Consider the following 26,495-nt stretch of genomic DNA (forward strand, 5'->3'; position numbering starts at 1 on the left):
CCATGGACACCACAAGCTTCGACAAGACCAAGACCGAAATCGACGGCCCGATGCACGCTTCGCTCCGGCACGATTCAGCCCATAAGCATGTGACGGGCAGCGCCGAATATATCGACGATATTCCCGAACCCGCCGGACTGATCCATGGCGCTCTCGGTCTTTCTGACCGGGCACATGCCGAAATCGTCTCGATGGACCTCTCGGAAGTGGAAAAAACACCCGGCGTGCTCTGGGTCATGGTTGCCAAGGACGTACCTGGCGAAAACGACATCTCTTCCGGCGGCCGTCACGACGAGCCGCTGCTTGCTGAAACCAAGGTGGAATTTCACGGCCAGCCGATCTTCGCCGTTTTTGCCGAAACCCGCGATATCGCCAGAAAGGCGGCCCGCAAGGCGAAGATCACCTATAAGGACCTGCCGCATTTCACCGATATCGACACGGCGATTGAAAATGGCGGCGCGCTTGTCATCGATCCGATGACACTCAAGCGTGGCGATGCCAAGCTGGAAATGGATGTCGCACCCCGCCGCCTCACCGGCACCATGCGGATCGGCGGACAGGAGCATTTTTATCTCGAAAGCCACATCGCCATGGCCGTGCCGGGCGAGGATGACGAGGTGACGCTGTGGAGTTCCACCCAGCATCCGAGCGAAATCCAGCACATCGTCAGCCATCTGCTTCAGGTGCCGTCCAATGCCGTCACGGTGCAGGTGCGCCGCATGGGCGGCGGTTTCGGCGGCAAGGAAACGCAGGGCAACCAGTTCGCCGCCCTCTGCGCCATCGCCGCCAAGAAGCTGAACCGGGCCGTGAAAATCCGCCCGGACCGCGACGAAGACATGAGCGCTACCGGCAAGCGCCATGATTTCCGCGTCGATTACGAGCTAGGCTTCGATGAGGAAGGCCGCATCCACGCCGTCGATGCCACCTATGCCGCCCGCTGCGGTTTTTCCTCCGATCTCTCCGGCCCGGTCACGGATCGCGCGCTGTTCCATGCCGATTCCAGCTATTTCTACCCGCATGTGCATCTCACCTCGCGGCCGCTGAAAACCCACACCGTCTCCAACACCGCCTTTCGCGGTTTCGGCGGGCCGCAGGGCATGCTGGGGGCGGAACGGTTTATCGAGGAGATCGCCTATGCCGTTGGCAAGGACCCGCTCGATATCCGCAAGCTGAACTTCTATGGCGGGACCGGCTCGGGCCGCACCACGACGCCCTATCATCAGGAGGTCGAGGACAATATCATCGCCCGCATCGTCGAAGAGCTGGAAACCTCCAGCGACTATCGCGCGCGACGCGAGGCGATCATAGAGTTCAACAAAACGAGCCCCATCATCCGCAAGGGCATTGCGCTCACCCCAGTCAAATTCGGCATCTCCTTCACCATGACCGCCTTCAATCAGGCGGGTGCACTGGTGCATATCTATAATGACGGCTCCATCCACCTGAACCATGGCGGCACCGAAATGGGTCAGGGCCTCTACACCAAGGTGGCGCAGGTGGTGGCCGATGCCTTCCAGGTGGATATCGGCCGGGTGAAGATCACAGCCACGACAACGGGCAAGGTGCCGAACACGTCGGCCACCGCCGCCTCCTCCGGCACGGACCTCAACGGCATGGCGGCCTATGACGCCGCCCGCCAGATCCGCGAGCGGCTAGTCAAATTCGCCGCCGAGAACTGGAACGTCCCCGAAGAGGAAGTCGTTTTCCTGCCGAACCGGGTGCGCATCGGCCTTGAGGAAATCGCCTTCAACGATTTCATCAAAAAGGCCTATTTCGCCCGCGTGCAGCTTTCTGCCGCCGGTTTTTACAAGACGCCGAAAATCCACTGGGACCGCGCCGCCGGCCGCGGCACGCCGTTTTATTATTTCGCCTATGGCGCGGCCTGCTCGGAAGTGTCGATCGATACGCTGACCGGCGAATATATGATGGAGCGCACCGATATCCTCCACGATGTCGGCAAGTCGCTGAACCCGGCCATCGATATCGGCCAGATCGAGGGCGCCTTCGTGCAGGGCATGGGCTGGCTGACGACGGAGGAATTATGGTGGGACGGCAAGGGCCGGCTGCGCACCCATGCGCCTTCCACCTACAAGATCCCCCTCGCCTCCGACCGGCCGAAGAGCTTTAACGTCAGGCTGGCGGAATGGGCGGAAAATGCCGAACCCACCATTGGCCGTTCCAAGGCCGTGGGCGAACCGCCCTTCATGCTGGCGATCTCGGTTCTCGAAGCCCTCTCCATGGCCGTCGCCTCCGTCGCCGATTACAAGGTCTGCCCGCGCCTCGATGCGCCGGCAACGCCGGAGCGGGTGCTGATGGCGGTGGAACGGCTGAAGAAGGTTTGAGGGGAGTATCCATGCGGCCTCGCCCCCTCTCCGCCTTCCTCGCACGCCCTGCCCCCGCAATCCTCGTGGAAATCGAGGCCGTAAAAGGCTCGTCCCCACGCGAGGCCGGCACCTTCATGTTGGTCTCACAGGCTGACTTGTGGGAAACCATCGGCGGCGGGCAGTTTGAATATATGGCGATAGACCACGCCCGCGCCATGCTGCGAACAGGTGCTGCCGAAGACCGCATGGATATTCCGCTAGGGCCGGAAATAGGCCAGTGCTGCGGCGGCCGCACCCTGCTCCGGTTCCGGCTGATAACCGCGGAAATCGCGGCAGCGCTGGAGGCGAGACTAAAGGGCGAGGCCGAGCAACAGCCCTCCGTCTTCATTTTCGGGGCGGGCCATGTCGGCAAGGCGCTGGCCGAGGCGCTGTCCCTCCTGCCCTTGACCCTGACAATCGTGGAAACGCGGGAAAACGAACTGCACGATCTTCCAGTGAACATCGCATCCGTGCTGACCCCCATGCCGGAGGCGCTCGTCGCGAAAATTCCTGCAAACGGCGCGGCCATCATCGTCACCCACGATCACGCGCTCGATTTCCTGATTGCGAAGGAAGCGCTTGCCCGCGACGATCTCGCCTATGTCGGCATGATCGGTTCGAAGACCAAACGCGCCACCTTCGCCCATTGGCTGGAGCGGGAGGGAGAGCCCCCTTCCCGCCTTGCAAAGCTCACCCTGCCCATCGGCGGCAACAGCGTCAGGGACAAGCGGCCTGCGATCATAGCGGCCCTTGTGGCAGCCGAGTTGTTGCAAGCATTTTCCGCTGCCGAAATCCGTCGCAGCGAAAATCGACACGGCCATCCTCAAGGCCAAGATCACGCCTGAGCCCGTCCGGCAGGCTTTCATCCGCCAGATTGTCGGGTTGAAGGCTTTCAAGAGTAAACCGTTCCGCTGTCCGCAGGCCCGCACGCAGGCGGGACCACGCGCGCAAGAGTGCTGTGCGCATGTTCGTCTCCATTCAAAAATGTCAGAAGCTCAGTTGATGAATTGAGCTAAAAATGCTCTGTTTTCCGGAGAAAAACCAATGAAACCTTCGGCAATTGGCATAAAGAGAACTTATCCATGAAAATGTCCCGCCAGTTTCCCCTGAACGCCCTGCGGGTGTTCGAAGCTGCCGCAAGGCATCTGAGCTTCACCAAGGCCGGCGAAGAGCTGGGCATGACCCAGACGGCGGTGAGCTATCAGGTGAAACTGCTGGAGGAGAATATCGGCGAGCCGCTCTTCATCAGAAAGGCGCGGCAGGTCTCGCTGACGGAGGCCGGGCAGAAACTCGCGCCGAAAGTCGCGGAAGCCTTCAACAATCTTCGGGAGGCCGTAGATAGTGTGCGTGACACGTCCGACGCGACCCTGACAATCCATTCCACCGCTACCTTCGCCTCACGCTGGCTTTCGCGGCATCTGGGTGCTTTCCAGCTCGAACATCCCTCGATTGCCGTGCGGCTCGACACATCAAGCGCATTGATCGATTTTTCCCAGTCGGACTGCGATGTCGCCATTCGCTGGAGCAAAGATAGCGGCAAAGGGCTGATCTATCATCAATTGCTGCGTGGCGTTTATACGCCGATGCTGCATCCTGGCCTTGCCGAAAGCATCGGCGGATTGCACAAACCGGAAGACCTGCTGCGCCTGCGCATCATCGATCCCGGCGACATCTGGTGGAGCCAATGGTTTCGGGAAGTGGGTGTTGAAAATCCCGGCCTCGACCGTTATCCCCGCAGCCGCCTCAATGTGCAGGCCTTCGAAGCCGCCGCCGCGATCGCCAGCCAGGGGGTGGCCATGCTCACCCCTGAACTCTATGCCGATGAGATTGCGCTCGGCCGCCTGTATCAACCCTTCGAGCACCTCAGCAGCGAAGGCAAGAACTATTGGCTGGTCTACCCCGAAAACCGCAGGAACATTCGCAAGATCAGGCTGTTCCGCGACTGGATATTGAAGCGGATCGAGGAAAGCCGGCCGCAGCAACTGCCTCAAAACCCCATATCCGGCGCATAAAAACAGCGCGGCGTGTCCTCATCCGGAAACAGACAGAGGTGATATTCGCCATCCTCGGATCGTCTTGCCTCGCGCTGCGACCAGTTGAAGACATGGCGTCGGGTGACCATGCGGTGATCGCCGGGTGCGAGCGAAACCTCGTAACCGTCAGGCGTGACACGAACACTGCGCGTGGGAATCATCTGGCAGTCGCCGGTTTCGGCGTCGCCATTGCAGCAATAGCTTTCATATTTGAACCCCTTGTGGGATTCATGGGCAAGCGCGGTGGCGCTGAACGCCAGAGATAAGAAGAGGACCGTCAGAACAAGGCGCATCGGCATGGTCTCCGTTGAAACAACGGCGGCTGCCGGAAGATCATTGCGTCCCTTTATTCAAATTTCACATCAACACCCACCCGGACACAACGGCGCCGGGAACTGCGATACCTGCCCCCTGATCTGCCCCCACCCAGGGTTCGCAGCGCCCGCTTTCGGAAGAACCGCCAGCGAAACATATCATGGAAGCCCTGTGCATCGGCGTAAAACCGGAATGGATTTCCGGCAAGGCGCCCCGCAGGACTCCGCAGCCTTATATTTTAGCACATCGGCAGACTGCACAAAGGATAATAGCTGAGTCGCGTTAGCCAGCTAAGCACAAACTATGCGACAGGAATGAGGGGCTGCAACTTTACCGGGCCAACCCACCTACACGGGCGAACTCAATAGAGATTGCGGACACATAGGCGTCAGATTGTGAACAATCACCGCCTGCCCTCTGCTTTTCCCTTTCCTAAAGGTCAAATTTCTCGCAAGGTGCGCTGCACAAGGATCAGGGGAACCGCATGTACGAATACGCCATTGCGTGGGAATGGATGGCCTTTGCCGTCCGCTGGCTCCACGTCATCACCGCCATCGCCTGGATCGGCTCATCCTTTTATTTCATCGCGCTCGATCTCGGGCTGGTCAAACGGCCGCATCTGCCGCCGGGGGCCTATGGCGAAGAATGGCAGGTGCATGGCGGCGGTTTTTATCACATCCAGAAATATCTGGTCGCCCCTGCCCAGATGCCCGAGCACCTGACATGGTTCAAATGGGAAAGCTACGTCACCTGGCTGTCCGGCTTCGCCATGCTCTGCATCGTTTATTATGGCGGCGCGGATCTCTTCCTCATCGACCATTCGGTGCTGGCGCTCACCCAGTTCCAGGCCATCTGTCTGTCGCTCGCGTCGCTTGCCATCGGCTGGCTGTTTTACGATTTCCTCTGCAAATCGCCGCTCGGCAACAATACCTGGGGCCTGATGATCGTGCTTTACGTCGCGCTGGTGGCGATGGCATGGGGCTACACACAGGTCTTCACCGGCCGTGCGGCCTTCCTGCATCTGGGCGCGTTTACCGCCACCATCATGTCGGCGAATGTGTTCTTCATCATCATCCCCAACCAGAAGATCGTCGTCGCAGACCTGATCGCCGGGCGCACGCCAGACCCGAAATATGGCCGCATCGCCAAGCAGCGCTCGCTTCATAACAACTACCTGACGCTGCCCGTCATCTTCTTCATGCTGTCGAACCATTATCCGCTGGCCTTCGCCACGCAGTTTAACTGGATCATCGCGGCACTCGTCTTCCTGATGGGCGTCACCATCCGCCACTGGTTCAACACCACCCATGCCCGCAAGGGAAAACCCACATGGACCTGGCCGCTGACCGCCCTCATCTTCATCGTCATCATGTGGCTTTCCACCGTGCCGAAGGTGCTGACCGGCGAGGAAGAACAGAAAGCCGCCACCCTCTCCCCCATGCAGCAGCAATTCGTCAGCGACGCTCATTTTACCAAGGCGCGCGATGTGGTGCAGGGTCGCTGTTCCATGTGCCATGCGGCCGAGCCGGTATGGGAAGGCGTGCCCTTCACACCAAAATCGGTGAAGCTCGAAACCGACGAACAGATCGCCGCCCATGCGCGTGAAATTTATTTGCAAGCCGGCCGAAGCCATGCCATGCCTCCCGGCAACATCACCGCCATCACCCCGGATGAGCGCAAGCTGCTGACCGCATGGTATGAGAGTGCGGTTTCCGGGGCTGGAAAAGCCGAAGGAAAGACTGAATGAGCATGGTTCTGCTGCGTGGCCGCCTGCTGAGCTTCCGCCGCGCGCCGCTCGCAATCGACGATACGCAAAGCTATCTCTATATCGAAGACGGTGGCCTGCTGATCGAAGACGGCAGGATCGCCGCCATCGGCGACTACGCCGATATCCGCAAGCAAGCCCCCGAAGATATCGAGGAAAAGGATCACCGGCCGCATCTCATCGTGCCGGGCCTCATCGACATGCACCTGCATTTCCCGCAGATGCAGGTCATCGGCTCCTATGCCGCCAACCTGCTGGAATGGCTGAACACCTATACTTTCCCGGAAGAATGCCGCTTCGTCGAAAGCGCGCATGCTCAACGCATCGCCACACACTTCTACGACGAGCTTCTGCGCCACGGCACCACCACGGCCGCCGCCTATTGCTCCGTGCACAAGACCTCCGCCGACGCCTTTTTCACTGAAGCCATGAAGCGCAACATGCTGATGGTCGGCGGCAAGGTGATGATGGACCGCAACGCTCCGCAGGGCCTGCTGGACACGCCGGAAACCTCCTATGACGAGACACGTCAGGTGATCGCCGACTGGCACGGAAAAGGCCGCAACCACGTCGCCATCACCCCCCGCTTTGCCATCACCTCCACCCCGAAACAGATGGAAGCCGCGCAGGCGCTGGCGCAGGAATTTCCCGATCTCTTCATCCAGACGCATCTTTCGGAAAATCTCGACGAGATCAAATATACCTGCGAACTCTACCCCGAAGCGACCGACTACACCGATATCTATGTGCGTTACGGCCTGATGGGCAACAAGACCCTGCTCGGCCACGCCATCCACCTCTCCGAGCGCGAGGCGGACGTACTCTCGGAAACCGGCGCAGTGGCCGTGCATTGCCCCACCTCGAACCTCTTCATCGGCTCCGGCCTGTTCCCGATGAAAAAGCTGCAGCGGCGCGAAAAGCCGGTGCGGATCGCGGTTGCGACCGACATTGGCGGCGGATCGAGCTATTCCATGCTGCGCACCATGGACGAGGCCTACAAGATCCAGCAATTGCTGGGCGAACGCCTCAACCCGCTGGAAAGCTGGTATCTGATGACCCGCGGCAATGCCGAGGCGCTTTCCATGGTCGACCGCATCGGCACGCTGGAGGCCGGCACGGACGCAGACATCACCGTGCTCAACGCTTCCTCGACACCCGCCATGGCGCTGAAGATGGAAGCGGTGAACAGCCTGACGGAAGAACTCTTCCTGATGCTGACCATGGGCGACGACCGCACGGTGGTTGAGACCTATGTGGCCGGCAGGGCGATGAAGAGCGTGCTGGCATAGTTCGGCTGGGGCCGAAACATATAGCTGCTAACTCGTTTACATCCGTCACATATCGGATCGAGCGTGTGCCACCTCTTTCTTCTCCCCGCCGGGGAGAAGGTGGCCCGAAGGGTCGGATGAGGGGGCAACGTTGCAGGATTTCGGAGAGCTTGCCCCCTCATCCCGCTGCCGCGACCTTCTCCCCGGCGGGGAGAAGAAACAAGCGGCACTCGCTCGCTCCACATGATTGCCTGACGCCATCTCGGCCGAATGCGAAAGCGCTCTGGAGTGCCCGGTGCTGAACGTAGACACAACCACCCTGCTCATGATCCTCACGACATTCATCGTTGCCGGCATCGTCAAGGGTGTGACCGGCATGGGACTGCCCACGGTCGCCATGGGCGTGCTCGGCCTCTTCATGCCGCCGGTCATCGCCGCCGGCCTGCTCATTCTGCCCTCCTTCATCACCAATATCTGGCAATTGCTGGCCGGGCCGGATTTCAGGGCCATTGTGAAGCGGCTGTGGCCGATGATGATCGCCATTGCGCTCGGCACCCTCATCGGCATCCGGCTGATGACATCAGGCGCCGGCGTCTGGACCACCTCTGCGCTCGGCCTATGCCTCGCGGTTTACGCTACCTATAGCCTGCTTGCTAGACCCGTCTCGATTCCGGCGAGGCTGGAACCAAAACTCTCCCCCGTCATGGGGCTGGTGACCGGCCTTCTGACAGGTGGCACCGGAATTTTCGTCGTACCCGCCGTGCCCTATATTCAGTCGCTTGGTTTTAGCCGCGATGATCTGGTGCAGGCGCTAGGCCTTTCCTTTACGGTCTCAACCATCGCGCTCGCCGCTGGCCTTGCTTCTCAGAATGCTTTTCACGTCGAGCATCTGTCACTTTCCGCACTGGCCGTCCTGCCAGCACTTGCCGGCATGTGGCTCGGTCAGAAAATACGCCATATCGTCAGCCCGACAACGTTCCGGCGCTGGTTTCTCATCTGCCTGCTTCTGCTCGGCTGCGAACTGTTCCTGCGCGCATTTTGGTGACAGAACGACGACGATTTTGATGTCTCGACCACAATATCCATGATATGTGAAGCAATCATTCAGATGTGAAGGCTTTATCCATGGGCAAAATCCTCACCATAGCGGACCTGAAGCAACAGGCTCAGCGCCGTGTGCCAAAAATGTTTTTCGACTACGCCGATAGCGGCGCATGGACGGAAGGCACCTACCGCGCCAATGAGGATGATTTTTCCAAGATAAAGCTCCGCCAGCGCGTGCTGGTGGATATGACCGACCGGTCGCTTGCCACAGAAATGGTCGGCGAGAAGGTTTCGATGCCGGTAGCCCTCTCCCCCACCGGATTGACCGGCATGCAACACGCCGATGGCGAAATGCTGGCCGCGAAAGCAGCCGAAGAATTCGGCGTGCCTTTCACGCTGTCCACCATGAGCATCTGCTCCATCGAGGATGTCGCCTCGGTCACCTCGAAACCCTTCTGGTTCCAGCTCTACGTGATGAAGGATCGGGATTTCGTCAATAATCTGATCGACCGCGCCAAGGCCGCCGGATGCTCGGCGCTGGTGCTGACGCTCGACCTGCAAGTGCTTGGCCAACGCCACAAGGACCTTCGCAACGGCCTGTCCGCACCGCCGAAATTCACCCCAAAACACATCTGGCAGATGGCGACCCGGCCGCAATGGTGCCTGGACATGGCTCGCACCAAGCGCCGCAGCTTCGGCAATATCGTCGGCCACGCCAAAAATGTCTCAGACCTGTCATCGCTCTCCTCCTGGACGGCGGAGCAGTTCGATCCGCGCCTCTCATGGAAAGACGTCGAATGGATCAAGGAACGCTGGGGCGGCAAGCTGATCCTCAAGGGCATCCTTGACGAGGAGGATGCACGCGCGTCGCTCGACACAGGCGCCGACGCCATCATCGTCTCCAACCATGGCGGCCGCCAGCTCGATGGCGCGCATTCCTCCATCGCCATGCTGCCGAAGATCGTCGATGCCGTCGGCGACAGGGTTGAGGTGCACATGGATGGCGGCATTCGCTCCGGTCAGGACGTGCTGAAGGCCGTGGCACTCGGCGCCAAAGGCACCTATATCGGCCGCCCCTTCCTCTACGGCCTCGGCGCTGATGGCAAACAGGGCGTGACGACGGCGCTCGAAATCATCCGCAAGGAGATGGATATCAGCATGGCGCTTTGCGGCAAAAGGCTGATCACCGATGTGGATCGCAGCATTCTGGCTTGATGTCAGGAGGGCAGAACTTCCGGCATGGCAACCACAGCTCGCAGACCTCTCTACCGTCATGCCGGACTAGATCCGGCATCCAGCCGCGGCGCGTCTGCGCCGCGAAAGAGTCTCTCGCGATCAAAGACTTGATCGTGCTGGATCCCGGCTCAAGGCCGGGATGACGGCGGTCGGTATAGCCTTCGCGCTAGACCACCCAGCCCCTCAATGCCCCACGGTCTTCGAAAACACGTTCACGATTACCACACCCGTCACGATGAACCCGAGGCCGATCACGGCGGCAATATCCAGCGTCTGGCGGAAAACGAAATAACCGATGCCCGAAATCAGCACGATGCCGAGCCCACTCCAGATCGCGTAGGCCACACCGACCGGCAGCGCCCGCAACGTGAACGACAGGAGATAAAAGGCTGCACCGTAAAACAGCGCCATCAGCACCGTTGGCAACAGCCTGGTGAACTGCTGCGACTGCTGCAGAAAGGAAGTTGCGATGACCTCACAGACGATGGCCGCGACAAGCGCCCCATAGGTCAAAACAGCCGCGTTCATCGTTCCACTTCCTTTTTCGTCTGGGCGATCATCCGGGCCCTCAGAGCCGCCCTGTCGCCACCCGCTTTGCCATCGTCGGCCAGTAGATCGGCAAACCAGATGCCGTCAGCCGCAAGCCGCACCATCTCCAGTACCACCCCGTCATCCGTTTCTTTATGACGGGCAAGACGTCCCTCAATCCAGCTGTTCCACATGCGCCGAAGCGACGGTTCACCGACCATGGAAACCGAAATCGCTGCCCATTGCCTGCCCGAATCCCTGCCCCGATCCGAGAAAACCGCGTTCACATAGGCCCTTGTGAAGCTCCCAAAAGCTTCACAATCCTGTGAGACGAGGTCGTCGATCTCAGCGTCCAGAGCCGCCAGAAGGTCAGTCATCACCGCTTCCAGGAGCGCCTGCTTGGAGGGAAAATGATGAAACAACCCGCCCTTCGTCACCCCGGCGGCATCCGCCACCGCCTGCACGGAAAGTGCTGCAACACCCTGCTCGGCAGCGAGTTTCGCCGTGCAATCGAGAAGACTGCGGCGAACGATCTCAGGCTGCTTTTTCCGTTCATGTGCATTTTTCATGTTTCAGAACATACCGGACGGTTGGTTTCTTTGCAAGGAAATTGTGAGGCCTGCCGCCGGCTTGAAATTCATACTTAATTAAGCATGAAAGCGATCTCTAAAGTTTTAGCGGTTTTGTTGCCGGAAAGTGTCAGTAAAACTTCGCTCATCGCGGCGGACGAACAAAAGGGGTGGATTATGTCGGGAACGATCAAACGGGGAATGGCGGGCACATGGGTCCTCGCACTCGCCTTCTTTTGCGCGATCCTCTCATTGCAGGCATCGCCTGCGCAGGCCGGTTACGCCCATTTCATCATGGACGCCAATACCGGCAAGGTTCTGGCCGCGCGCAATGCCGATGTGCTGAACCACCCCGCTTCGCTCACCAAGATGATGACGCTCTACATGACCTTCGAAGCGCTGCATTCCGGCCGGCTTCGCTGGGACCAGAAGATAAAGATGTCCAAGAACGGTGCAGCCGTTATCCCCTCGAAGCTTTATGTGCGCCAGGGGCAGACCTTCACCGTGCGCGAGGCGGTCTACGGCATGATCGTCAAATCCGCCAACGACATGGCGGAAGGCATGGGCGATCATCTCGGCGGCTCCGAGGCAAGGTTCGCCGAGATGATGACCCGCAAGGCCCGCCAGCTCGGCATGACGAAAACGGTCTTCCGCAACGCCTCCGGCCTGCCCAGCAAATCGCAGGTGACGACAGCGCGTGATATGGCGAAGCTCGGCCTGGCGCTGCAGCGCGACTTTCCCAAGGAATACGGCCTATTCGCCATGGAATCCTTCAGCTTCCGGGGGAAACGCATTCGCGGCCATAATAATCTGATGTATCGCTATCAGGGCATGGACGGCATCAAGACCGGTTATACCAATGCTTCCGGCTTCAACCTCGTCAGCGCCGTCAATCACAATGGCCGCCGCGTCGTAGGCGTCGTGCTGGGCGGCAAGACCGCGCGCAGCCGCGATGCGCAGATGGCCGCCCTTCTGGACAAGGCCGTGCCGCAGGCATCGAGAAGCCGCAACACCGAACAGCTCGTTGCCAGCGCCAATGTCAGCCGCACCTTTGCTGTGACGCCGGCAGCCGCGCCCACCGCCTCCGTACCCCCCACCTCCATACCATTGCCGATGTTCGCCGAGCGCCGCCAGGATCCGGTCGCCATGCAGATCGCCACGGCGAATAACCAGATGGCCGACATGATGCAGGTTTCGGCCATCCCGCGGCCGGCCCCCACTGCCGTCTCCGCCGCCCAGAGAAGCCGCTGGGAAGTGCAGATCGCCGCCACCGACAGCGAAGCCGCCGCCCGCTCGCTGCTCGCCAATGCCCGCTCCAACATCGCCGGAAATTATGCCGGGATCGCTCCCTACACAGAAGCCGTGCAAAGCGGATCGGCAACCCTCTATCGCGCCCGTTTCACCGGCTTCGAAGACCAGTCTTCGGCGGTTTCCGCGTGCAAGGAACTGAAGGCGCAATCTTATTCCTGCGTGGTGATGACCAGCGAGGGGTGAGGATCAGTAGTGGAAACGGCATTGGTGAATAATCAGAACCGTCTTTTCGGCTTCGCCGCGCAACTCATAGACAAGCCGATGCTCCTGCGAAATCCTGCGTGACCATAGGCCCTTCAACTGAAAACGCAGTGGCTCAGGTTTTCCGATCCCTTCAAATGGATGCCGTCGACAATCCTTGATGAGTTCATTGATGCGTTCGAGCATCTTGCGATCATAGTGTTGCCAGTGAAGATAGTCTTCCCAGCCCTGATGGCTCCAGCCGAGAGCAACCGCGCCCTTTTGCTGCATGAGAGTTTCTCCTGATGGAAGCTCGCACTCATGCGCGATGGGTTTGAAAAATCAGTCGATAAGATCATGGCTTTCGAAAGTACCCGCGTCCACATCGGACATCGACTTTCTAAGTCTGGCGAAATTCTCCGGCGACGAGCAGAGATGCAAGGTTTCCATCAAGCCTTCATACTCGTCCTTATCGATAAGAACGGCGGACGGCTTGTCGCGGCGCACGATTTCCACAGTCACCCGGTCCTGCGACACTTCATCCAGAAGCGATGCAAGGGATTCGCGTGCTTTCGAAAACATAACGGTACGCATGGATGAACCTCGATGAAAGTTGTACAACAAATAGTACAACTCCCCAAGCAATTCAAGCCCGTTTGCCAAGCCAGCCGCCCGCCAGCGCATCGGAGAGATGAGGCATGCCGTTGACCTTCGCCATCTCGGCCATTGCCATATTGTCGTAACGGATGTTGCGGAAATAGACCTGCCAACCGCGCCCGGTCTCTTCCAGCACGGCATAGGTGGCAAGCGGGTGACCGGCCTCGACGTGATGGTCGAAAGGCGTGTCGTCCTTCCAGCCGGGGCAGCCGACGCTGCCGGGATTGACGATCAGCCGGCCGTCGAAAAGCTGCACGGTGCGGGGAATATGGGTATGGCCACACAGCATCAGCGGCTGGGTGATGCCTTCCGCCATGGCTTCGATTTCGGCCAGCGGCCGCAATTTCAGAACGCCTTCCGGCGACAGCGTTTCCAGCCAATATTCCAGATCGTCACGCGGCGAGCCGTGGCAGCAATAAGCGACATCCTTGAACACCATGCTGAATGGCAGGGTTTGCAGCCAGTCCAGATGGGCGGCGCTCAGCTGCGTATGCGCCGGCCTTTCCCAGCTCCCCATCTCCTCTGGCGCGCGGTCGATCAGTTCCCGGTCATGATTGCCGCGAATGCTGGGAATCCAGTTGCCAACAAGCACATCGCCGGTAAACCCCGCTTCCAGCGGGCCGCTGAAACAATCGCCGAGATTGACGATATCTTTGATGCCAAGCCTCGCGATATCCTCCAGCACCGCTTCAAGCGCGGCGCAGTTTCCATGAATATCGGCAATGGCGGCAAAGATCATGGCAATCAGCTTCCTCGATAGGTGGAATAGCTATAGGGTGAAAGCAGAAGCGGCACATGGTAGTGGCCGCTCTCATCGGCAATGCCGAAGCGGATCGGGATAATATCGAGAAAGGCCGGCTCCGGCAGCACAAGACCCTTGCCGCGCAGATAATCGCCGGCATGGAAAACCAGCTCATATTCACCGGCGCTGAAACTGTCGCCGACGAGCAGAGGCCCGCCATCGACACGGCCGTCGCTATTGGTCTTCACTGTCTTCAGCTTCTCGCGGCGATCACCGGAGAGCCGGTAGAGCTCGATCGTCAGCCCTTCTGCGGGCGTGCCATGGGCGGCATCGAGGACATGGGTGGTCAAACCGGTCATGGCTTGGGCTCCGCGATCATATAGGGCTTGTCGAAAAAATACTCTTCCAGATTGTTACCCGGCCCATCGCGGTCGGCAACCAGAAAATCCGAAACCGCCTGCAACGGCATAAGCGGATAGTGCCAGACATTGCGGCGGTAATTCACGCCCTGATCGCCCCGCGCCAGAAACACCTGCGGCCGGCCGGGCCGGCCGCCATCGTCATCGGCGACGACCACGAGGAAGGGTCGGCCGGAAAGCGGTGAAAAACTCTGGCTGCCAAGCGGATGCCGTTCCATCATCTCGATTTGATGCGGAAAGACGCGCGGCTGCCCGCGGAAAATATTGAGGATGACACGCGCACCCTCCCCCGCCGCCTCCGGAGCTGCAAGCGCATGATGCCGCTCGGTCTGACCGCCATTGATATGCCGCATGGAAGAGGGCGTCGTTTCGATGACATCACCGAAGGATGCGAAAGCCTCTTTGGTGAGAGTTTTTATGTCGAGAAAATCAGTCAAATGTCATTCACCTTGGGCATGCCAGTTTCGGAGGAGGGAGAGTTTGTCCAGAAGGTCCGGTATCGCCGTCTGTGTCGTATCCCAGACCGTTTCAAGATTGATGCTCATATAGCCATGCGCGATCCTGTTTCGCATGCCGCGCATCTTGACCCACGGAATATCGGGAAAATCCGCCACGAAAGCGGGGAACTCTTCCATTATCCGCGCGGTCGTTTCGCCGATAATCAGGAGGTTCATCGCAACCGCCCGTTGGCGGACGAGATCAGCCAAAAATTCATCCTTCGTTTTCAGTCGAACGAAGTCGATGGTTTCCGAAGCAACTTGCCTGATATCCTGAAGATAAACGTGCAGCCGCTCGACGCTCATACAGGCTTCGCTTCCTGCAGAACCTTCACACGGACGCGCTCGGGAAAGTCCCCTGGCGTCAACAGATGAATTTCTGTGCCGCGCATGATGGCCGATAGCTCTTCCAACAGGCCGCCCAGATCGAACAAGGTTGCCCCCGGCAGCGCATCCACCAGAATGTCGAGATCGCTGTCCGGCCGGTCCTCGCCGCGGGCGACAGAGCCGAACACGCGCGGGTTTGCCGCGTTGAAGCGTTTCGTCGCTTCGCGGATCGCTTCCCTGTTCTTTTCCAGCACCTCGGAAGGTCTCATGGCATCAATCTCCAGACCAACTATTGTAACGAAACGCCTCATTTTCTCCGGCGTCATATCAGAAAAGTCACTCACCCTCAGCATGCCAGTTTCGGAGGAGGGAGAGACGCGCCTGCAAATCCGGAATGCTCTGCGTTATCGTTTTCCAGACGACCGAGAGCTCCGCCCGGAAATAATCATGCACGATCAGATTGCGCATACCCTTCATCTTGATCCAGGGAATTTCCGGGTGCTGCTGTAAAAATGCGGGGTAGTGCCTGTCCAGCTTGGCGACCGCCTCGCCAATCAGGGCAAGACCCATCATGACCGCCATCTGCGTCCGCGTGTCGGAAGAAAAAGCGGCCTCATCCATATCCTGAATGAAATCCCGTATTCTGGAGGCGGCAACATCCATCTCCTTCAGATAGAGCAGAAGCCGATCCGTGCTCATACCGCTTTGGCTTCCTTCAGAACGCGCGCCCGTATATCCGAATGCAGGCCGCCCGAGGTGACGACGTCAACCTCCACACCAAGCAGCGCCTTCAATTCCTCCAGCAAACCGCCGAGATCGAACAATGTCGTGCCCGGCAGCGCATCCACCAGAATGTCGAGATCGCTGTCCGGCCGGTCCTCGCCGCGGGCGACGGAGCCGAACACGCGCGGGTTTGCCGCGTTGAAGCGTTTCGTCGCTTCGCGGATCGCTTCCCTGTTCTTTTCCAGCACCTCGGAAGGTCTCATGGTATCAATCTCCAGACGGCGTGATTCTAGCAGAACGGCCACCGCTCGCCAATTCAGCCTTCCGGCAACATCGCGGAAAGGCGAAGCCAGGCGATCTTTTCCACCTGCGCCGTCGCCGTCTCAAATTCTTCGGCAGCACCGTTGCCGATGCGCGTCTCGAAGGCAGCTAGAATATCATGCCTGTTCAGCCCCTTGACCGCGATGATGAAGGGAAAGCCGAATTTTTCGGTATAGGCGCCGTTCAATTCGGTAAAACGGGCGTGCTCTTCCGGAGTAAGCCGGTCCAGCCCCGCACCGGCCTGTTCGTTTCGGCTGTCGGCCGTCAACTCGCCCGCAATCGCCAGCTTGCCGGCAAGATCGGGATGCGTCCGCAACACGCCGAGCCTTTCCGCCTCGGAAGCGGCGCGAAACTGCGCGCCAAGCGCGGCGTGAACCGCCTTCGCCGTCAGTTCCAGGCCGGCTCCGCCGGCGTCATAGGCCCGTTCGGCGATGAAGGGCGAATGTTCGAACACGCCGCCGAAACGGGTGACAAAGTCCTCACGCGTCACCATCAAAGCACCTCCGGCTTATGATGTTCATGCCAGTGACGGGCAATCTCGATGCGCTGCGGGATCCACACTTTCTCATGGCCGAGCACATATTCGATGAAACGGCGAAGTGCCGCCGCGCGGCCGGGGCGGCCGACAAGACGGCAATGCAGGCCGACGCTCATCATCTTCGGCGCGCCCTCGACACCTTCCTGATAAAGCACATCGAAAGCATCCTTCAGATAGGTGAAGAACTGATCGCCGGAATTGAAGCCCTGCGGCGTGGCGAAACGCATATCGTTGGTTTCGAGCGTATAGGGAATGATCAGGAACGGCTCGTCCTTCGTACCCTTCACCCAATAGGGCAAATCGTCGGCATAGGAGTCCGACGAATAGAGGAAACCGCCCTCTTCCATGACAAGGCGCAGCGTATTGTCCGACGGCTTGCCCTGATACATGCCATAGGGACGCTCGCCGGTAACCTCCGTATGCAGACGCACGGCTTCGACTATGTGCTTGCGCTCTTCTTCTTCGGAAAAATCCTTATATTCCAGCCAGCGATAACCGTGGCTGGCGATTTCCCAACCCGCTTCCTTCATCGCCGCAACGGCTTCCGGGTTGCGGGCCATGGCGGCGGTCACGCCATAAACGGTGGTGGTGACGCCGAGACCCGTGAACATGCGCCACAGCCGCCAGAAGCCGGCGCGCGAGCCATATTCGTAGATCGATTCCATGTTCAGGTTGCGCTGACCCGGCCAGGGCTGGGCGCCGACGATTTCCGACAGCAGCGATTCCGACGCCTTGTCATTGTCGAGAATGCAGCTTTCGCCGCCCTCCTCGTAATTGATGACGAATTGCACGGCGATGCGCGCGCCGCCCGGCCATTTCGGATCGGGAACATTGCGGCCATAGCCCACCAGATTGCGGGAGTAGTTTTCGGAAATCATGCAGCCACCCAGAACATCTCTCCCAAGGCGGAAACCAATTTCGGGAGACATAAAACAGACCTCCGAAGCGCGATGACCCGGAAGGGACGCAACACACGCTTCAGATATGCGATATCCGAACGGTAGCATCCGCATCCGGAATGTCGAGATCAATCTTGCCGACATTCCGATGCTTTTTTGTATACGATTACTGCGACGTGCCCTTCAGGCAATCTTTCGGGCGGAAACACGGCCCATGGGGTGAAGCGAGTGTACCCGGAAAGGCGCGCCCGGTTCATCCTCGATGAAAAGCGCAAGGCTGGAAAACTGCAGGGATCGGGTCAGCAGCGGCTCAAAAACCTTGCGCACGGCCCGCTCTATCCTCTGGCTGCTGGAAGCTTCCACACCACCCGTCAGCGACATCTGGAACCGGAACTCGTCCATCACATGCGGGCTGCCCCAGCGATGCAGATTGGTGAGCTGCGAGGCCGAAAGCCGGTCCGGATCCGCGCGCTCGATTTCCGCGTCGGAGAGCGGAGCCCGGTAGCGGTCGAATTCCTGCACCACGCGGGCGGCAAAGAAATGCAGCACTTCGCAGGGGCGCTCGGGAACGAGGCTGAAGACATTCTCCTGCCTTGCCACCACCAGTTGCGGCAGCGTGAAGGGCTCCTGCCTGCCGGAAAAATACATCAGGTCACGCAGAAGCGCGGCCTCGGAATGGCCCTCTGCAAGACGGAAGGGGGCCTTGATCGTGCCATGGAAACCGTAACGGCGCGGCAGCGCCGTATGATAGGAAATCTCCTGCATGCCGAGATCGATCATGCCCGGCGGCTCCACCGCCTGACCGGAATAGGCATCGCGCCCCAACCACGCGGCAGCCGCCTGCGTCAGGGGGTCATTGGGGGAAGGCGTGAAATGAATGGCGTATCGCATGCACTGTCACCTCGCCGCAAATGCGGACAAACCGGCCTCGTTGCAGGCCAGCAAATAAGTGATTTGCGTGACAGATTAACGACGTGGGCGGCCTGATCAGAACTTTCTAAAGTCCGCGGCGGCGATACTCACGTGTTGTTGAAGGTGAAAGCCCGAGGGGATGACAGGCGTGTGACCGCACACGGTCTGCAATGCCGCATCGGCGAGAAAATGCGCAAGCCCGAAGCTGACCTTGAAGCCGCCGGTCAGCGCAACGAGCTTCGGATGGCCGGGGATCGTGCCTACCATCGGGTCCCTCCCCACCGCCTTCGGGCGCAGCCCGGCCCAGCGTTCCAGCACCGCCGCGCGGATAAGCGAGGGAACAACGGCAGACGCATCGGCAAGCAGTTTTTCGAGCTTTTCATCGGTACTGAAGGGATCGGAAAAACAATCTTCGCTGGTACTGCCGATCGCGACCGTGCCATCCTCATGCGGCACGATATAAAGACCGTTCAGGAACACGACCGGCATCGCCGGATCGGCCCCCGCGTCGAGAAGTGCTGCCTGCCCCTTCACCGCCTGCCCCAGCGTCACACCGGCCTCCAGGCCGATCGCATCGCGGATCAGGGGGAAGGCACCATGGCCATTGGCGACGATGACATGGCCGAAAGAAACCGCGTCGCCCGACGACAGCACCGCCCGCCCGGCATCCGCATCGAGCGAAAAAACGCGGCAACCTTCCGCCAGCCGCACATGCCGCGCCTTGCCGAGAAAAGCCGAAAGAAGGGCGATCATCGCGCGCGGCGAGACCCGCGCCGCCAGCGTATCGAACACGAAACCCGCTTCACCCGCCGCATCATCCAGCCAGCCCGCGACTGAAGGCCTGTCGCCGACATGCCAATGGAACCGGCGCTCGCCCGACACCCAGTTCTCCAGCGCATCCCGTTCGTGCCGTTCGGCAATGGCGCGCAGATGCGGCTTCGGCAGTGGAATGATACGGCCGGAGCGACGGTAGCCGGCGGAAAGCCCGGTCTCCGCCTCCAGCCCGGCAATCTCTTTTTCCAGCGCAACCAGGGCATCGAACTGGAACTGCTTCTTGTCCGACCAGCGGTCCGGCATATGCGGCATCAACGCGCCCAGCAGCCCGCCGCTGGCGCCGCCGCCAGGGCGATCCGCCTCCACCAGCAATGTCTCGATGCCGAGCCGTTCCGCCTTGACGGCGGCCCACAGTCCCATGATGCCGCCGCCGACGATGAGAAGCGGCACGGAAGCCGGCAATCTTGGAGATTGACCCTGTTCGAAAGCGGGATTATCGGCTTTAGCCATGAAACATTCCAACGAAAATATCACAGAGACCGGCGCAGCGGCCGGTTCACCGGCCGGGGAAGCCCCCACCGCGCTCGACTGGCGTGACGGGGATATGCCCTATTCACTGGCCTTTGACGACCATTTTTATTGCCAGACGGATGGCCGGCTGGAATGCGGCCATGTCTTCCTCTCCGGAAACGGCCTGCCAGAGCGTTGGCTCGAACGGGAGGGCGCCTTTCGCATTGGCGAACTGGGCTTCGGCACCGGGCTTAACCTCTGCGAGACATGGCGCCAATGGAAAGAGATGCGCAACGGCCGCTCCACACTGCATTTCATCTCCTTCGAACTCTATCCGATGAAGGCGGAGGAAATCGACCGGGCGCTGTCCCGCTGGCCGGAAGTGGATGCCGAACGCAAGGCGCTCACCGCCCTCTGGCCCGCCGAGCCGAAAGGACGGGTCGAAATCCAGCTCGATGACGAAACGCAGCTGACAGTGGTTTGCGGCGAAGCGCTCGCCGGCATTTCCGCAAGCGAGGAAAGTTTCGACGCCTGGTTTCTCGATGGCTTCGCACCCGCGCGCAATCCGGACATGTGGTCGCTGGAAATCATGCAGGCGCTTTTCGCAAAGACGGCGCCGGGCGGCACATTCGCCACCTATGCCGCCGCCGGCTTCGTTCGCCGCAACCTCATCGCCGCCGGTTTTGAGCTGGAGCGCCGAAAAGGTTTTGCAGGAAAGCGGGAAATGCTCTGCGGGACCAAACCCTTCGGCTGACGCGAAGCACAGCAGTGTTTCGGTCGAAAAGTCACACGCCCGGCACGTCGCGGCGCGGCATGTTTTCGCCCAGCCATTGCGCGATCTTGTCTTCGAGCGTTTCCGGGCTGATGGGCTTCGACAGATAATCATCCATGCCCGCCTCCAGGCATAGTTCCCGATCCGCCTCCTGCGTATGCGCGGTAACGCCGATGATCGGCACATGCCGGCCGTCGGCGGCGGTCCGTTCCGCGGCGCGGATGGCCTGCGTCGCCTGATGTCCGTTCATGACCGGCATCGAAACATCCATCAGGATGATGGCGGGATTGTTCTCCTGCCACGCCTGCACGGCTTTCTTGCCATTGCCGACGATCAGAAAGCGCAGACCCGCCTGCTGCAATATCTGGGTAAAGACAATCTGATTGACGTCATTGTCCTCGGCCACCAGCACATCGACAAGGCTGGGCCGATGCCGCGCGAGCACCGCCGTCGATGCGGCATCGCGCTGCTTTCTTTCGGCGGAGCCTTTTTCCGGCCGGACGGCGCCATCACCGAGACCTTCACGCGGGACCGGAGTTTGCCGGGCGCGTTTCAGCCGCACATCGCGCACCACATCGAACAGGGTGGAGCGCAGGAGCCGCGCCCGCGCCGGTTTCATCAGATGCGCCTGCACATTGAGATCGGTGAACAGCGTCTCGTCGCCGACGACATCCATGGAGGTCAGGAAAACAATGGCGATGTCGTCAAAGCGCGCATCCGCCCGGATCCGCTCCACCACATCCAGCCCGTTCATCACAGGCATATGATAATCGAGAACGATGGCGTCGATGGAAAAACCGAGCGAGGCGGCCTCCTCAAGCACGGCGATGCCGGAAGGCCCGTCTTCCACCGCGTGGCCGTCTATGCCCCAACTGCGCAACTGCTCCGTCAATATGCGGCGATTGACGTCGTTATCGTCGATGACGAGCACGCGGATATCGTCGATCGCCACGGAAAGAAGCGGGAGGTCGCGCTGTCTCTCGGTCACCTGAAACGGAATATTGACCTCGAAGGTCGATCCCCTGCCGACATCGCTGACGACCTTGATCGCGCCGTCGAACAGGCCGACGAGACCGACCGTGATCGCCAGCCCCAGCCCCGTTCCCTCGTGCCGACGCGTGGCGGAGCCGTCGACCTGGCTGAACTTGTCGAAGATAGTTTCAAGCTTGTCGGCCGGAATGCCGATGCCGCTGTCTTCGACGCGCAGTGACAGGATGGCCTCGGAGGCTTCCGCCGAACGTGCCGAAAGCTCGACCAGCACATGCCCCACTTCCGTGAACTTGACGGCGTTTCCAACGATATTGGTGACGATCTGCCGAAAGCGGCCGGCATCGCCGATGACCTTGCCGAAGACGGAAGCATCGATGCGGACGATCAGCTCTATGTCCTTTTCCAGCGCCGCCGAGGACAGCAGCGACACCACATCCTCGACCGCCTCCGCCGGATCGAAGGGCACGCTGCGCAGCCTCATCTGCCCGGCCTCGATCTTCGAGAAATCGAGAATGTCGTTGATGATCGTCAGAAGCGCATTGCCGGATTTGACGATGATATCGGTAAAGGTCTTCTGGCGCGTATCGAGATTGGACTTGGCCAGAAGCTCCGCCATGCCGAGAACGCCGTTCATCGGCGTGCGGATTTCATGGCTCATATTGGCCAGGAATTCCGATTTGGCCCGATCCGCCGCTTCTGCACGCGATAGCAGCCGCTGCAATTCCTCTTCACGCAGCTTCATCTCGGTCACATCGGTGACGATGATGAGCCAGTAATTGCCGGAACTGTTGGTGGCCTCCAGATTGAGCCAGCTTTTGCCGGCGACATGGATGAGCCAGGAAAACGGCCGGTTGGCGGCGATATTCTCCCTCCAGGCGCGCAGCGTCTCCGCAGCCTCCCCGGCCGTGCCGAAATCGCCGCGCCCGGCGCAATGGGCGAAGAAACCCGACCAGTTGCAGCCCTTTTCCAGAAGATGAGGCGGCACGGCGAACATGCGCGCCATCGCCTCGTTGGACATGATGATGGTGCCCTGCTCGACCAGCACCAGCCCCTGCGCCATGGCGCGCGTGGCGCCCTGCATATATTCGCCGACCCGCTCCAGTTCGGCCTTCGCCTTGCTGATCTCAACATCGCGCATGCGCACATCGGTGACATCGGCATAGGTGCTGAGGATTTTCCCGCCTTCGAGCCGGGTTTTCGAAATGACCGTGACCTTGCCGCTTTTGCTGCGCACCTCGCGGGGCGCAAAGACCTCCTCCTTCAGAAGCCGCTGCACCCGCTCGCCATAGACCTCATCGAAAGGCCTGTCGCCATAGTCATAAAGGCCGCTGTCGAAATTCATCTCCATGAATTCGCGATAACTTTTGCCGACAAGCGACTTCTCGCCGCCGATCTCGCCCCAGACCTCATAAAAGAACGGATTGACATATTCGATGATGAGATCGGCGCTGAGCAGCAGCACGCCCACCGGCAGGGCATGGAGAACCGCTTCAAGCTGGCGGTGCAGCGCCTCAGCCTCGGCCTGCGCGGCGATCAGCGCCTTTTCCCGGTCCTGCAACAGGCTGGCATCGGTGACCGAGCCCACCAGATAATAGTCGTCATCCGGCGTCGCGACCCGGCCGAGCCTTGTGATGACGGGAATGGCGCCGCCATCCGCAAGCGGAACGCTTCCGGTCTTTTCAATGGCTTCCCCGGTTCGCAGAATATGCTCGTTTTCCCGCTGGAACTGCGGGCCTTCCTCCGGAAACATCTCGCATTCGGTCTTGCCGATATGGTCGGCGAGGCTGCCGCCCAGAAATTTCTCATAGGCCGCATTGGCAAAGGTCAGCCGCCTGTCCTGATCCCGCAGGAACACGCCGACCGGCAATTGCTCAAGCGCGGCGCGCAGAAGCCAGGTCTCGCGGATCTGCGTGCTCAGAAGCGTCTCATGCGCCTTGAACTCGGTGACATCCACCCGCAGCCCCACCAGCATGCCGTTTTCCAGCCGCTTGTTGACCATGCGCACCCAGCGGCCATCGGCAAACTGCTCCACCCTTTCGAGATAGGGCAGGGAAAAATCCCGCAGCTGCTCCTGCATCCACCCTTCGAACGCCGGATCGCCGTCCTTCGCATCGCGGTAGCCGCTCGAAAAATAAATCGCCCTCATCAGCGTCTCGAGCGGGACACCGGCCTTCAGGTCGACACCGAGCGCGCTATAGAATTCCCTGAAGCGGGTATTGCAGTAGACCAGCCGGTTTTCGCGGTCATAAATCACGATACCCGCATCGACGAGATCGATCACGCCGCTGCCGAACAGCAGCTCCGAAGCGCTGTCGGCTGCCGGAAAAACCTCCGCGGTGGCGGACGGCATATCCTCGAACGCTTCGAACAGGAACAGATTGCCGTCGTCACCGGTGAAACGTTCGCAGCGAAGCGTGTATGGCCCGGACGCGCCCCCACCATGGCAGGCAATCATCTCATCCGTGGCAAAGACCAGCGAACGGCGCTCCTTGTCCTCACGCTCGGCATCGCGAATATCGGCGGAAAGGGAAAGGCTGGTGTGTCCCTTGAATGCCCCGGGCGGGCGCCCCATGATCCGGGCATAGGCGGAATTGACCGCGATATAGCGAAGTTCGCTGTCCTTGATGCACGCGGGCAGGTCCAGGGCGGCAACGGCCCTGCAAGCCTTTTCCAGCAACCCGCAGCCTTCGGTCAATCGATACTCCACACCTTGCAGTCCATTCCTGTCGAATCAAATATTTCCGGACGCCGTCGCAAAAAACGTTATGTGAGAAAATCGATCTTTGCTATGTATCCGACGGTGTCGTTACCCTTTTTTAACCATAATTCTTCGCTGGCACCCACGCTGTCCCGGCAATCGCCGGCTACCGGTACGCATGGCTGCCATGCACCCTTCAGCGGCGGCGTTACAAAACTATCGCTTGACTTTGACGCACAAAACGCCCACATGGCCCTCAAGCTTTCACCTTCGGCAGCCGCGTGAGCTGCAGCGTATGACCGGAAAGACGTCCTTAAAAAAAGGAATCTGGCCCGCATGAAGGAAAAGCGCAAAGAATACAGAAGACGGCATGTGCCGCACTGATGCGCAGAAAGTTATTCCAACCCACAAGTTCCCAATTCACGCGGGGTTCTTGACGCCGAAACCGCCGGACAGCAGCCCTGTTCCGGACGATTGGTTTTTGGCGCCCCGAAAGGCATTATATTGACCAGTTTTAGCGAACTCGGCCTCTCCGAAAAGATTGTGGCCAGCGTTACCCAGCTTGGCTATACGACCCCTACTCCCATTCAGGCAAAGGCCATTCCGCTACTGCTCGAAGGCCGTGACCTGATCGGCCTCGCACAGACCGGCACCGGCAAGACCGCCGCTTTCGGCCTGCCCATCATCGAAATGCTGATGAAGCAGGCGGACCGCCCGGCAAACCGCACCTGCCGCACGCTCATCCTCGCCCCCACCCGCGAGCTGGTGAACCAGATCGGCGAAAACCTGCGCTCCTTCGTGAAGAAGACGCCGCTGCGCATCAACCAGGTGGTCGGCGGCGCATCGATCAACAAGCAGCAGCTCCAGCTCGAAAAGGGCACGGATATTCTGGTGGCGACCCCCGGCCGCCTGCTTGACCTCATTGCCCGCAACGCCATCTCGCTCTCCAAGGTCACCTATCTGGTGCTCGATGAAGCGGACCAGATGCTCGATCTCGGCTTCATCCACGATCTGCGCAAGATTTCGAAGATGGTGCCGGCCAAGCGCCAGACGCTGCTCTTCTCGGCCACTATGCCGAAGGCGATCGCCGATCTCGCCCACAGCTACCTGACCGATCCGCTCAAGGTGGAAGTGACCCCGCCCGGCAAGGCAGCCGACAAGGTGGAGCAATATGTTCACTTCGTCGCCGGCAAGAACGACAAGACCGAGCTTCTGAAGAAGTCGCTCAACGAAAACCCGGATGGCCGCGCCATCGTGTTCCTGCGCACCAAGCACGGTGCTGAGAAGCTCTACAAGCATCTCGAACATATCGGCTTCAAGGTCGCCTCCATCCACGGCAACAAGAGCCAGGGCCAGCGCGAGCGCGCTCTCAAGGGCTTCAAGGATGGCGAGATCAAGGTGCTGGTGGCAACCGACGTCGCTGCCCGTGGCATCGACATTCCGGCCGTCACCCACGTCTTCAACTACGACCTGCCGGAAGTGCCCGACGCCTATGTCCACCGCATCGGCCGTACCGCCCGCGCCGGCCGCGACGGCATCGCCATTGCGTTTTGCGCGCCGGACGAAACCCGCCTGCTGCACGACATCGAAAAGCTGATGAAGATCGATATTCCGGTCGCCTCCGGCGAACGCCCGGCCGGTCTTGCGAGCCCAACGCGCCCCAACAACAACCGCGGCGGCCGCAACAACAATGGCGGCCATCAGCGTGGTCCCCGCGAAGGCGGCCGTCACAACGGCGAATCCCGCCCGTCGCGCCACCAGGCACCGCGCGACGCGGACAACGATCTGGAAGTCACCTCCGACTTCAAGCGCGTCAAGCAGGCTGAAGGCGACGCAGGCCGCCCGGCCGGCCCGCGCAAGCACCGCCGCCCGGCCCGCAAGCCCGGCGGCAGCGGCGCCAACCGCCACGCCCCTGCCGGCGGCAACGGCCAGGAAAAGCGCGCTTCCGGCAACGGCCATCGCGGCCGCAACCGCTAAGTTGCTCTGAGTGGATTAAGGACGCCCGGCATTGCCGGGCGTTTCTTCTCCCCGCCGGGGAGAAGAAACAAGCGGCACGCGCTCGCCAATAATCAAGCCCCGCAGCCACAGCCGGCCAGCGGGGCTT

At 60.3% G+C, this 26,495-nt stretch carries 28 protein-coding genes; 11 read left to right on the forward strand and 17 right to left on the reverse strand.

Features of this window, described 5'->3' with window-relative positions; translation table 11 throughout:
- The first annotated feature begins 2 nt into the window (after positions 1–2).
- From xdhB to F3H58_RS02745, 3 genes are all read left to right on the forward strand, one after another.
- Entirely contained in the window at positions 3–2,342 is a 2,340-nt protein-coding gene (gene xdhB, locus F3H58_RS02735; RefSeq protein ID WP_188128738.1) for a xanthine dehydrogenase molybdopterin binding subunit, read from the forward strand.
- An 11-nt stretch (positions 2,343–2,353) separates the two neighbouring features.
- Entirely contained in the window at positions 2,354–3,208 is an 855-nt protein-coding gene (xdhC, locus tag F3H58_RS02740) for a xanthine dehydrogenase accessory protein XdhC (RefSeq protein ID WP_149741118.1), read from the forward strand.
- Positions 3,209–3,445: 237 nt separating this feature from the next.
- Positions 3,446–4,375, forward strand: a complete 930-nt coding sequence (locus F3H58_RS02745; protein WP_149741119.1) for a LysR substrate-binding domain-containing protein — start codon at positions 3,446–3,448, stop codon at positions 4,373–4,375.
- On the opposite strand, the gene F3H58_RS02750 is transcribed toward F3H58_RS02745, so the two are convergent.
- Positions 4,351–4,689: a hypothetical protein gene (locus F3H58_RS02750; RefSeq protein WP_003524238.1), complete on the reverse strand. Its 339-nt coding sequence runs from the start codon at positions 4,687–4,689 to the stop codon at positions 4,351–4,353. The two genes, F3H58_RS02745 and F3H58_RS02750, sit on opposite strands and share 25 nt — an antisense overlap.
- 506 nt (positions 4,690–5,195) lie before the next feature.
- Here F3H58_RS02750 and puuD point away from each other — a divergent pair.
- The 4 genes from puuD (at position 5,196) to F3H58_RS02770 (ending at position 10,003) form a co-directional block, all read left to right on the forward strand.
- The gene (puuD, locus tag F3H58_RS02755; protein ID WP_149741120.1) at positions 5,196–6,458 is read left to right on the forward strand and encodes a urate hydroxylase PuuD; all 1,263 of its coding nucleotides are present in this window, start codon (positions 5,196–5,198) and stop codon (positions 6,456–6,458) included.
- Positions 6,455–7,765 (forward strand): guanine deaminase, encoded by a 1,311-nt coding sequence (guaD, locus tag F3H58_RS02760; RefSeq protein WP_149741121.1) that lies wholly within the window; start codon positions 6,455–6,457, stop codon positions 7,763–7,765. The genes puuD and guaD overlap by 4 nt, the downstream gene beginning before the upstream one ends.
- Before the next feature lie 304 nt (positions 7,766–8,069).
- On the forward strand, positions 8,070–8,789 hold the full coding sequence (locus tag F3H58_RS02765; protein ID WP_149741333.1) for a sulfite exporter TauE/SafE family protein: 720 nt from the start codon (positions 8,070–8,072) through the stop codon (positions 8,787–8,789).
- Between the two features lie 80 nt (positions 8,790–8,869).
- On the forward strand, positions 8,870–10,003 hold the full coding sequence (locus F3H58_RS02770; RefSeq protein WP_188128739.1) for an alpha-hydroxy acid oxidase: 1,134 nt from the start codon (positions 8,870–8,872) through the stop codon (positions 10,001–10,003).
- 204 nt (positions 10,004–10,207) lie between these two features.
- Here F3H58_RS02770 and F3H58_RS02775 read toward each other — a convergent pair whose 3' ends face one another.
- Positions 10,208–10,552 (reverse strand): DMT family transporter, encoded by a 345-nt coding sequence (locus F3H58_RS02775; protein ID WP_149741123.1) that lies wholly within the window; start codon positions 10,550–10,552, stop codon positions 10,208–10,210.
- Positions 10,549–11,121, reverse strand: coding sequence for a TetR/AcrR family transcriptional regulator (locus F3H58_RS02780; RefSeq protein WP_149741124.1), 573 nt, complete (start codon positions 11,119–11,121; stop codon positions 10,549–10,551). The genes F3H58_RS02775 and F3H58_RS02780 overlap by 4 nt, the downstream gene beginning before the upstream one ends.
- A gap of 201 nt (positions 11,122–11,322) precedes the next feature.
- Here F3H58_RS02780 and F3H58_RS02785 point away from each other — a divergent pair, with 201 nt between their 5' ends.
- Positions 11,323–12,615 (forward strand): D-alanyl-D-alanine carboxypeptidase, encoded by a 1,293-nt coding sequence (locus F3H58_RS02785; RefSeq protein ID WP_188128770.1) that lies wholly within the window; start codon positions 11,323–11,325, stop codon positions 12,613–12,615.
- A gap of 3 nt (positions 12,616–12,618) precedes the next feature.
- Here F3H58_RS02785 and F3H58_RS02790 read toward each other — a convergent pair whose 3' ends face one another.
- From F3H58_RS02790 to F3H58_RS02850, 13 genes are all read right to left on the reverse strand, one after another.
- Complete coding sequence (locus F3H58_RS02790) at positions 12,619–12,903, reverse strand: Txe/YoeB family addiction module toxin (protein ID WP_149741126.1); 285 nt, start codon at positions 12,901–12,903, stop codon at positions 12,619–12,621.
- Positions 12,904–12,954: 51 nt separating this feature from the next.
- The gene (locus F3H58_RS02795; protein ID WP_035260938.1) at positions 12,955–13,206 is read right to left on the reverse strand and encodes a type II toxin-antitoxin system Phd/YefM family antitoxin; all 252 of its coding nucleotides are present in this window, start codon (positions 13,204–13,206) and stop codon (positions 12,955–12,957) included.
- A gap of 52 nt (positions 13,207–13,258) precedes the next feature.
- Positions 13,259–14,008, reverse strand: a complete 750-nt coding sequence (locus F3H58_RS02800) for a metallophosphoesterase family protein (RefSeq protein ID WP_149741127.1) — start codon at positions 14,006–14,008, stop codon at positions 13,259–13,261.
- 5 nt (positions 14,009–14,013) lie between these two features.
- Positions 14,014–14,370: a hydroxyisourate hydrolase gene (uraH, locus tag F3H58_RS02805; protein WP_149741128.1), complete on the reverse strand. Its 357-nt coding sequence runs from the start codon at positions 14,368–14,370 to the stop codon at positions 14,014–14,016.
- Entirely contained in the window at positions 14,367–14,867 is a 501-nt protein-coding gene (locus tag F3H58_RS02810; RefSeq protein WP_149741129.1) for an ureidoglycolate lyase, read from the reverse strand. The genes uraH and F3H58_RS02810 overlap by 4 nt, the downstream gene beginning before the upstream one ends.
- A 3-nt stretch (positions 14,868–14,870) precedes the next feature.
- Positions 14,871–15,233 carry a HepT-like ribonuclease domain-containing protein gene (locus F3H58_RS02815; RefSeq protein ID WP_059754283.1) on the reverse strand — a complete coding sequence of 121 codons (363 nt, stop codon included), beginning with the start codon at positions 15,231–15,233 and terminating at the stop codon, positions 14,871–14,873.
- The gene (locus tag F3H58_RS02820) at positions 15,230–15,523 is read right to left on the reverse strand and encodes a nucleotidyltransferase family protein (RefSeq protein WP_003509513.1); all 294 of its coding nucleotides are present in this window, start codon (positions 15,521–15,523) and stop codon (positions 15,230–15,232) included. Before F3H58_RS02820 ends, F3H58_RS02815 begins: the two co-directional genes overlap by 4 nt.
- 67 nt (positions 15,524–15,590) lie before the next feature.
- Positions 15,591–15,953: a HepT-like ribonuclease domain-containing protein gene (locus F3H58_RS02825; protein WP_149741130.1), complete on the reverse strand. Its 363-nt coding sequence runs from the start codon at positions 15,951–15,953 to the stop codon at positions 15,591–15,593.
- Positions 15,950–16,240: a nucleotidyltransferase family protein gene (locus tag F3H58_RS02830; protein ID WP_035220685.1), complete on the reverse strand. Its 291-nt coding sequence runs from the start codon at positions 16,238–16,240 to the stop codon at positions 15,950–15,952. The genes F3H58_RS02825 and F3H58_RS02830 overlap by 4 nt, the downstream gene beginning before the upstream one ends.
- Positions 16,241–16,293: 53 nt before the next feature.
- Positions 16,294–16,791 (reverse strand): 2-oxo-4-hydroxy-4-carboxy-5-ureidoimidazoline decarboxylase, encoded by a 498-nt coding sequence (uraD, locus tag F3H58_RS02835; protein ID WP_149741131.1) that lies wholly within the window; start codon positions 16,789–16,791, stop codon positions 16,294–16,296.
- Complete coding sequence (gene puuE, locus F3H58_RS02840; protein WP_149741334.1) at positions 16,791–17,714, reverse strand: allantoinase PuuE; 924 nt, start codon at positions 17,712–17,714, stop codon at positions 16,791–16,793. The genes uraD and puuE overlap by 1 nt, the downstream gene beginning before the upstream one ends.
- A 204-nt stretch (positions 17,715–17,918) precedes the next feature.
- Complete coding sequence (locus F3H58_RS02845) at positions 17,919–18,626, reverse strand: DUF1045 domain-containing protein (RefSeq protein WP_003524263.1); 708 nt, start codon at positions 18,624–18,626, stop codon at positions 17,919–17,921.
- A gap of 96 nt (positions 18,627–18,722) precedes the next feature.
- Positions 18,723–19,931, reverse strand: coding sequence for an NAD(P)/FAD-dependent oxidoreductase (locus F3H58_RS02850; RefSeq protein WP_149741132.1), 1,209 nt, complete (start codon positions 19,929–19,931; stop codon positions 18,723–18,725).
- On the opposite strand from F3H58_RS02850, the gene mnmC2 reads away from it, so the two are divergent.
- On the forward strand, positions 19,930–20,685 hold the full coding sequence (mnmC2, locus tag F3H58_RS02855; protein ID WP_149741133.1) for a tRNA (5-methylaminomethyl-2-thiouridine)(34)-methyltransferase MnmC2: 756 nt from the start codon (positions 19,930–19,932) through the stop codon (positions 20,683–20,685). The two genes, F3H58_RS02850 and mnmC2, sit on opposite strands and share 2 nt — an antisense overlap.
- Before the next feature lie 31 nt (positions 20,686–20,716).
- Here the strand turns inward: mnmC2 and F3H58_RS02860 are convergent, their stop codons facing one another.
- A complete protein-coding gene (locus tag F3H58_RS02860) occupies positions 20,717–24,388 on the reverse strand; it encodes a response regulator (RefSeq protein WP_188128740.1) in 3,672 nt (1,223 codons plus the stop codon).
- 15 nt (positions 24,389–24,403) lie between these two features.
- Between F3H58_RS02860 and F3H58_RS27080 the strand changes: the two genes are divergently transcribed.
- Both F3H58_RS27080 and F3H58_RS02865 read left to right on the forward strand, forming a co-directional pair.
- The gene (locus tag F3H58_RS27080) at positions 24,404–24,676 is read left to right on the forward strand and encodes a hypothetical protein (protein WP_188128741.1); all 273 of its coding nucleotides are present in this window, start codon (positions 24,404–24,406) and stop codon (positions 24,674–24,676) included.
- 219 nt (positions 24,677–24,895) lie between these two features.
- Positions 24,896–26,368 carry a DEAD/DEAH box helicase gene (locus F3H58_RS02865; protein WP_149741135.1) on the forward strand — a complete coding sequence of 491 codons (1,473 nt, stop codon included), beginning with the start codon at positions 24,896–24,898 and terminating at the stop codon, positions 26,366–26,368.
- Positions 26,369–26,495: the final 127 nt, after the last annotated feature.

This window comes from Rhizobium sp. NFACC06-2, from assembly GCF_900101425.1.
Taxonomy (GTDB): Bacteria; Pseudomonadota; Alphaproteobacteria; order Rhizobiales; family Rhizobiaceae; genus Agrobacterium; species Agrobacterium leguminum.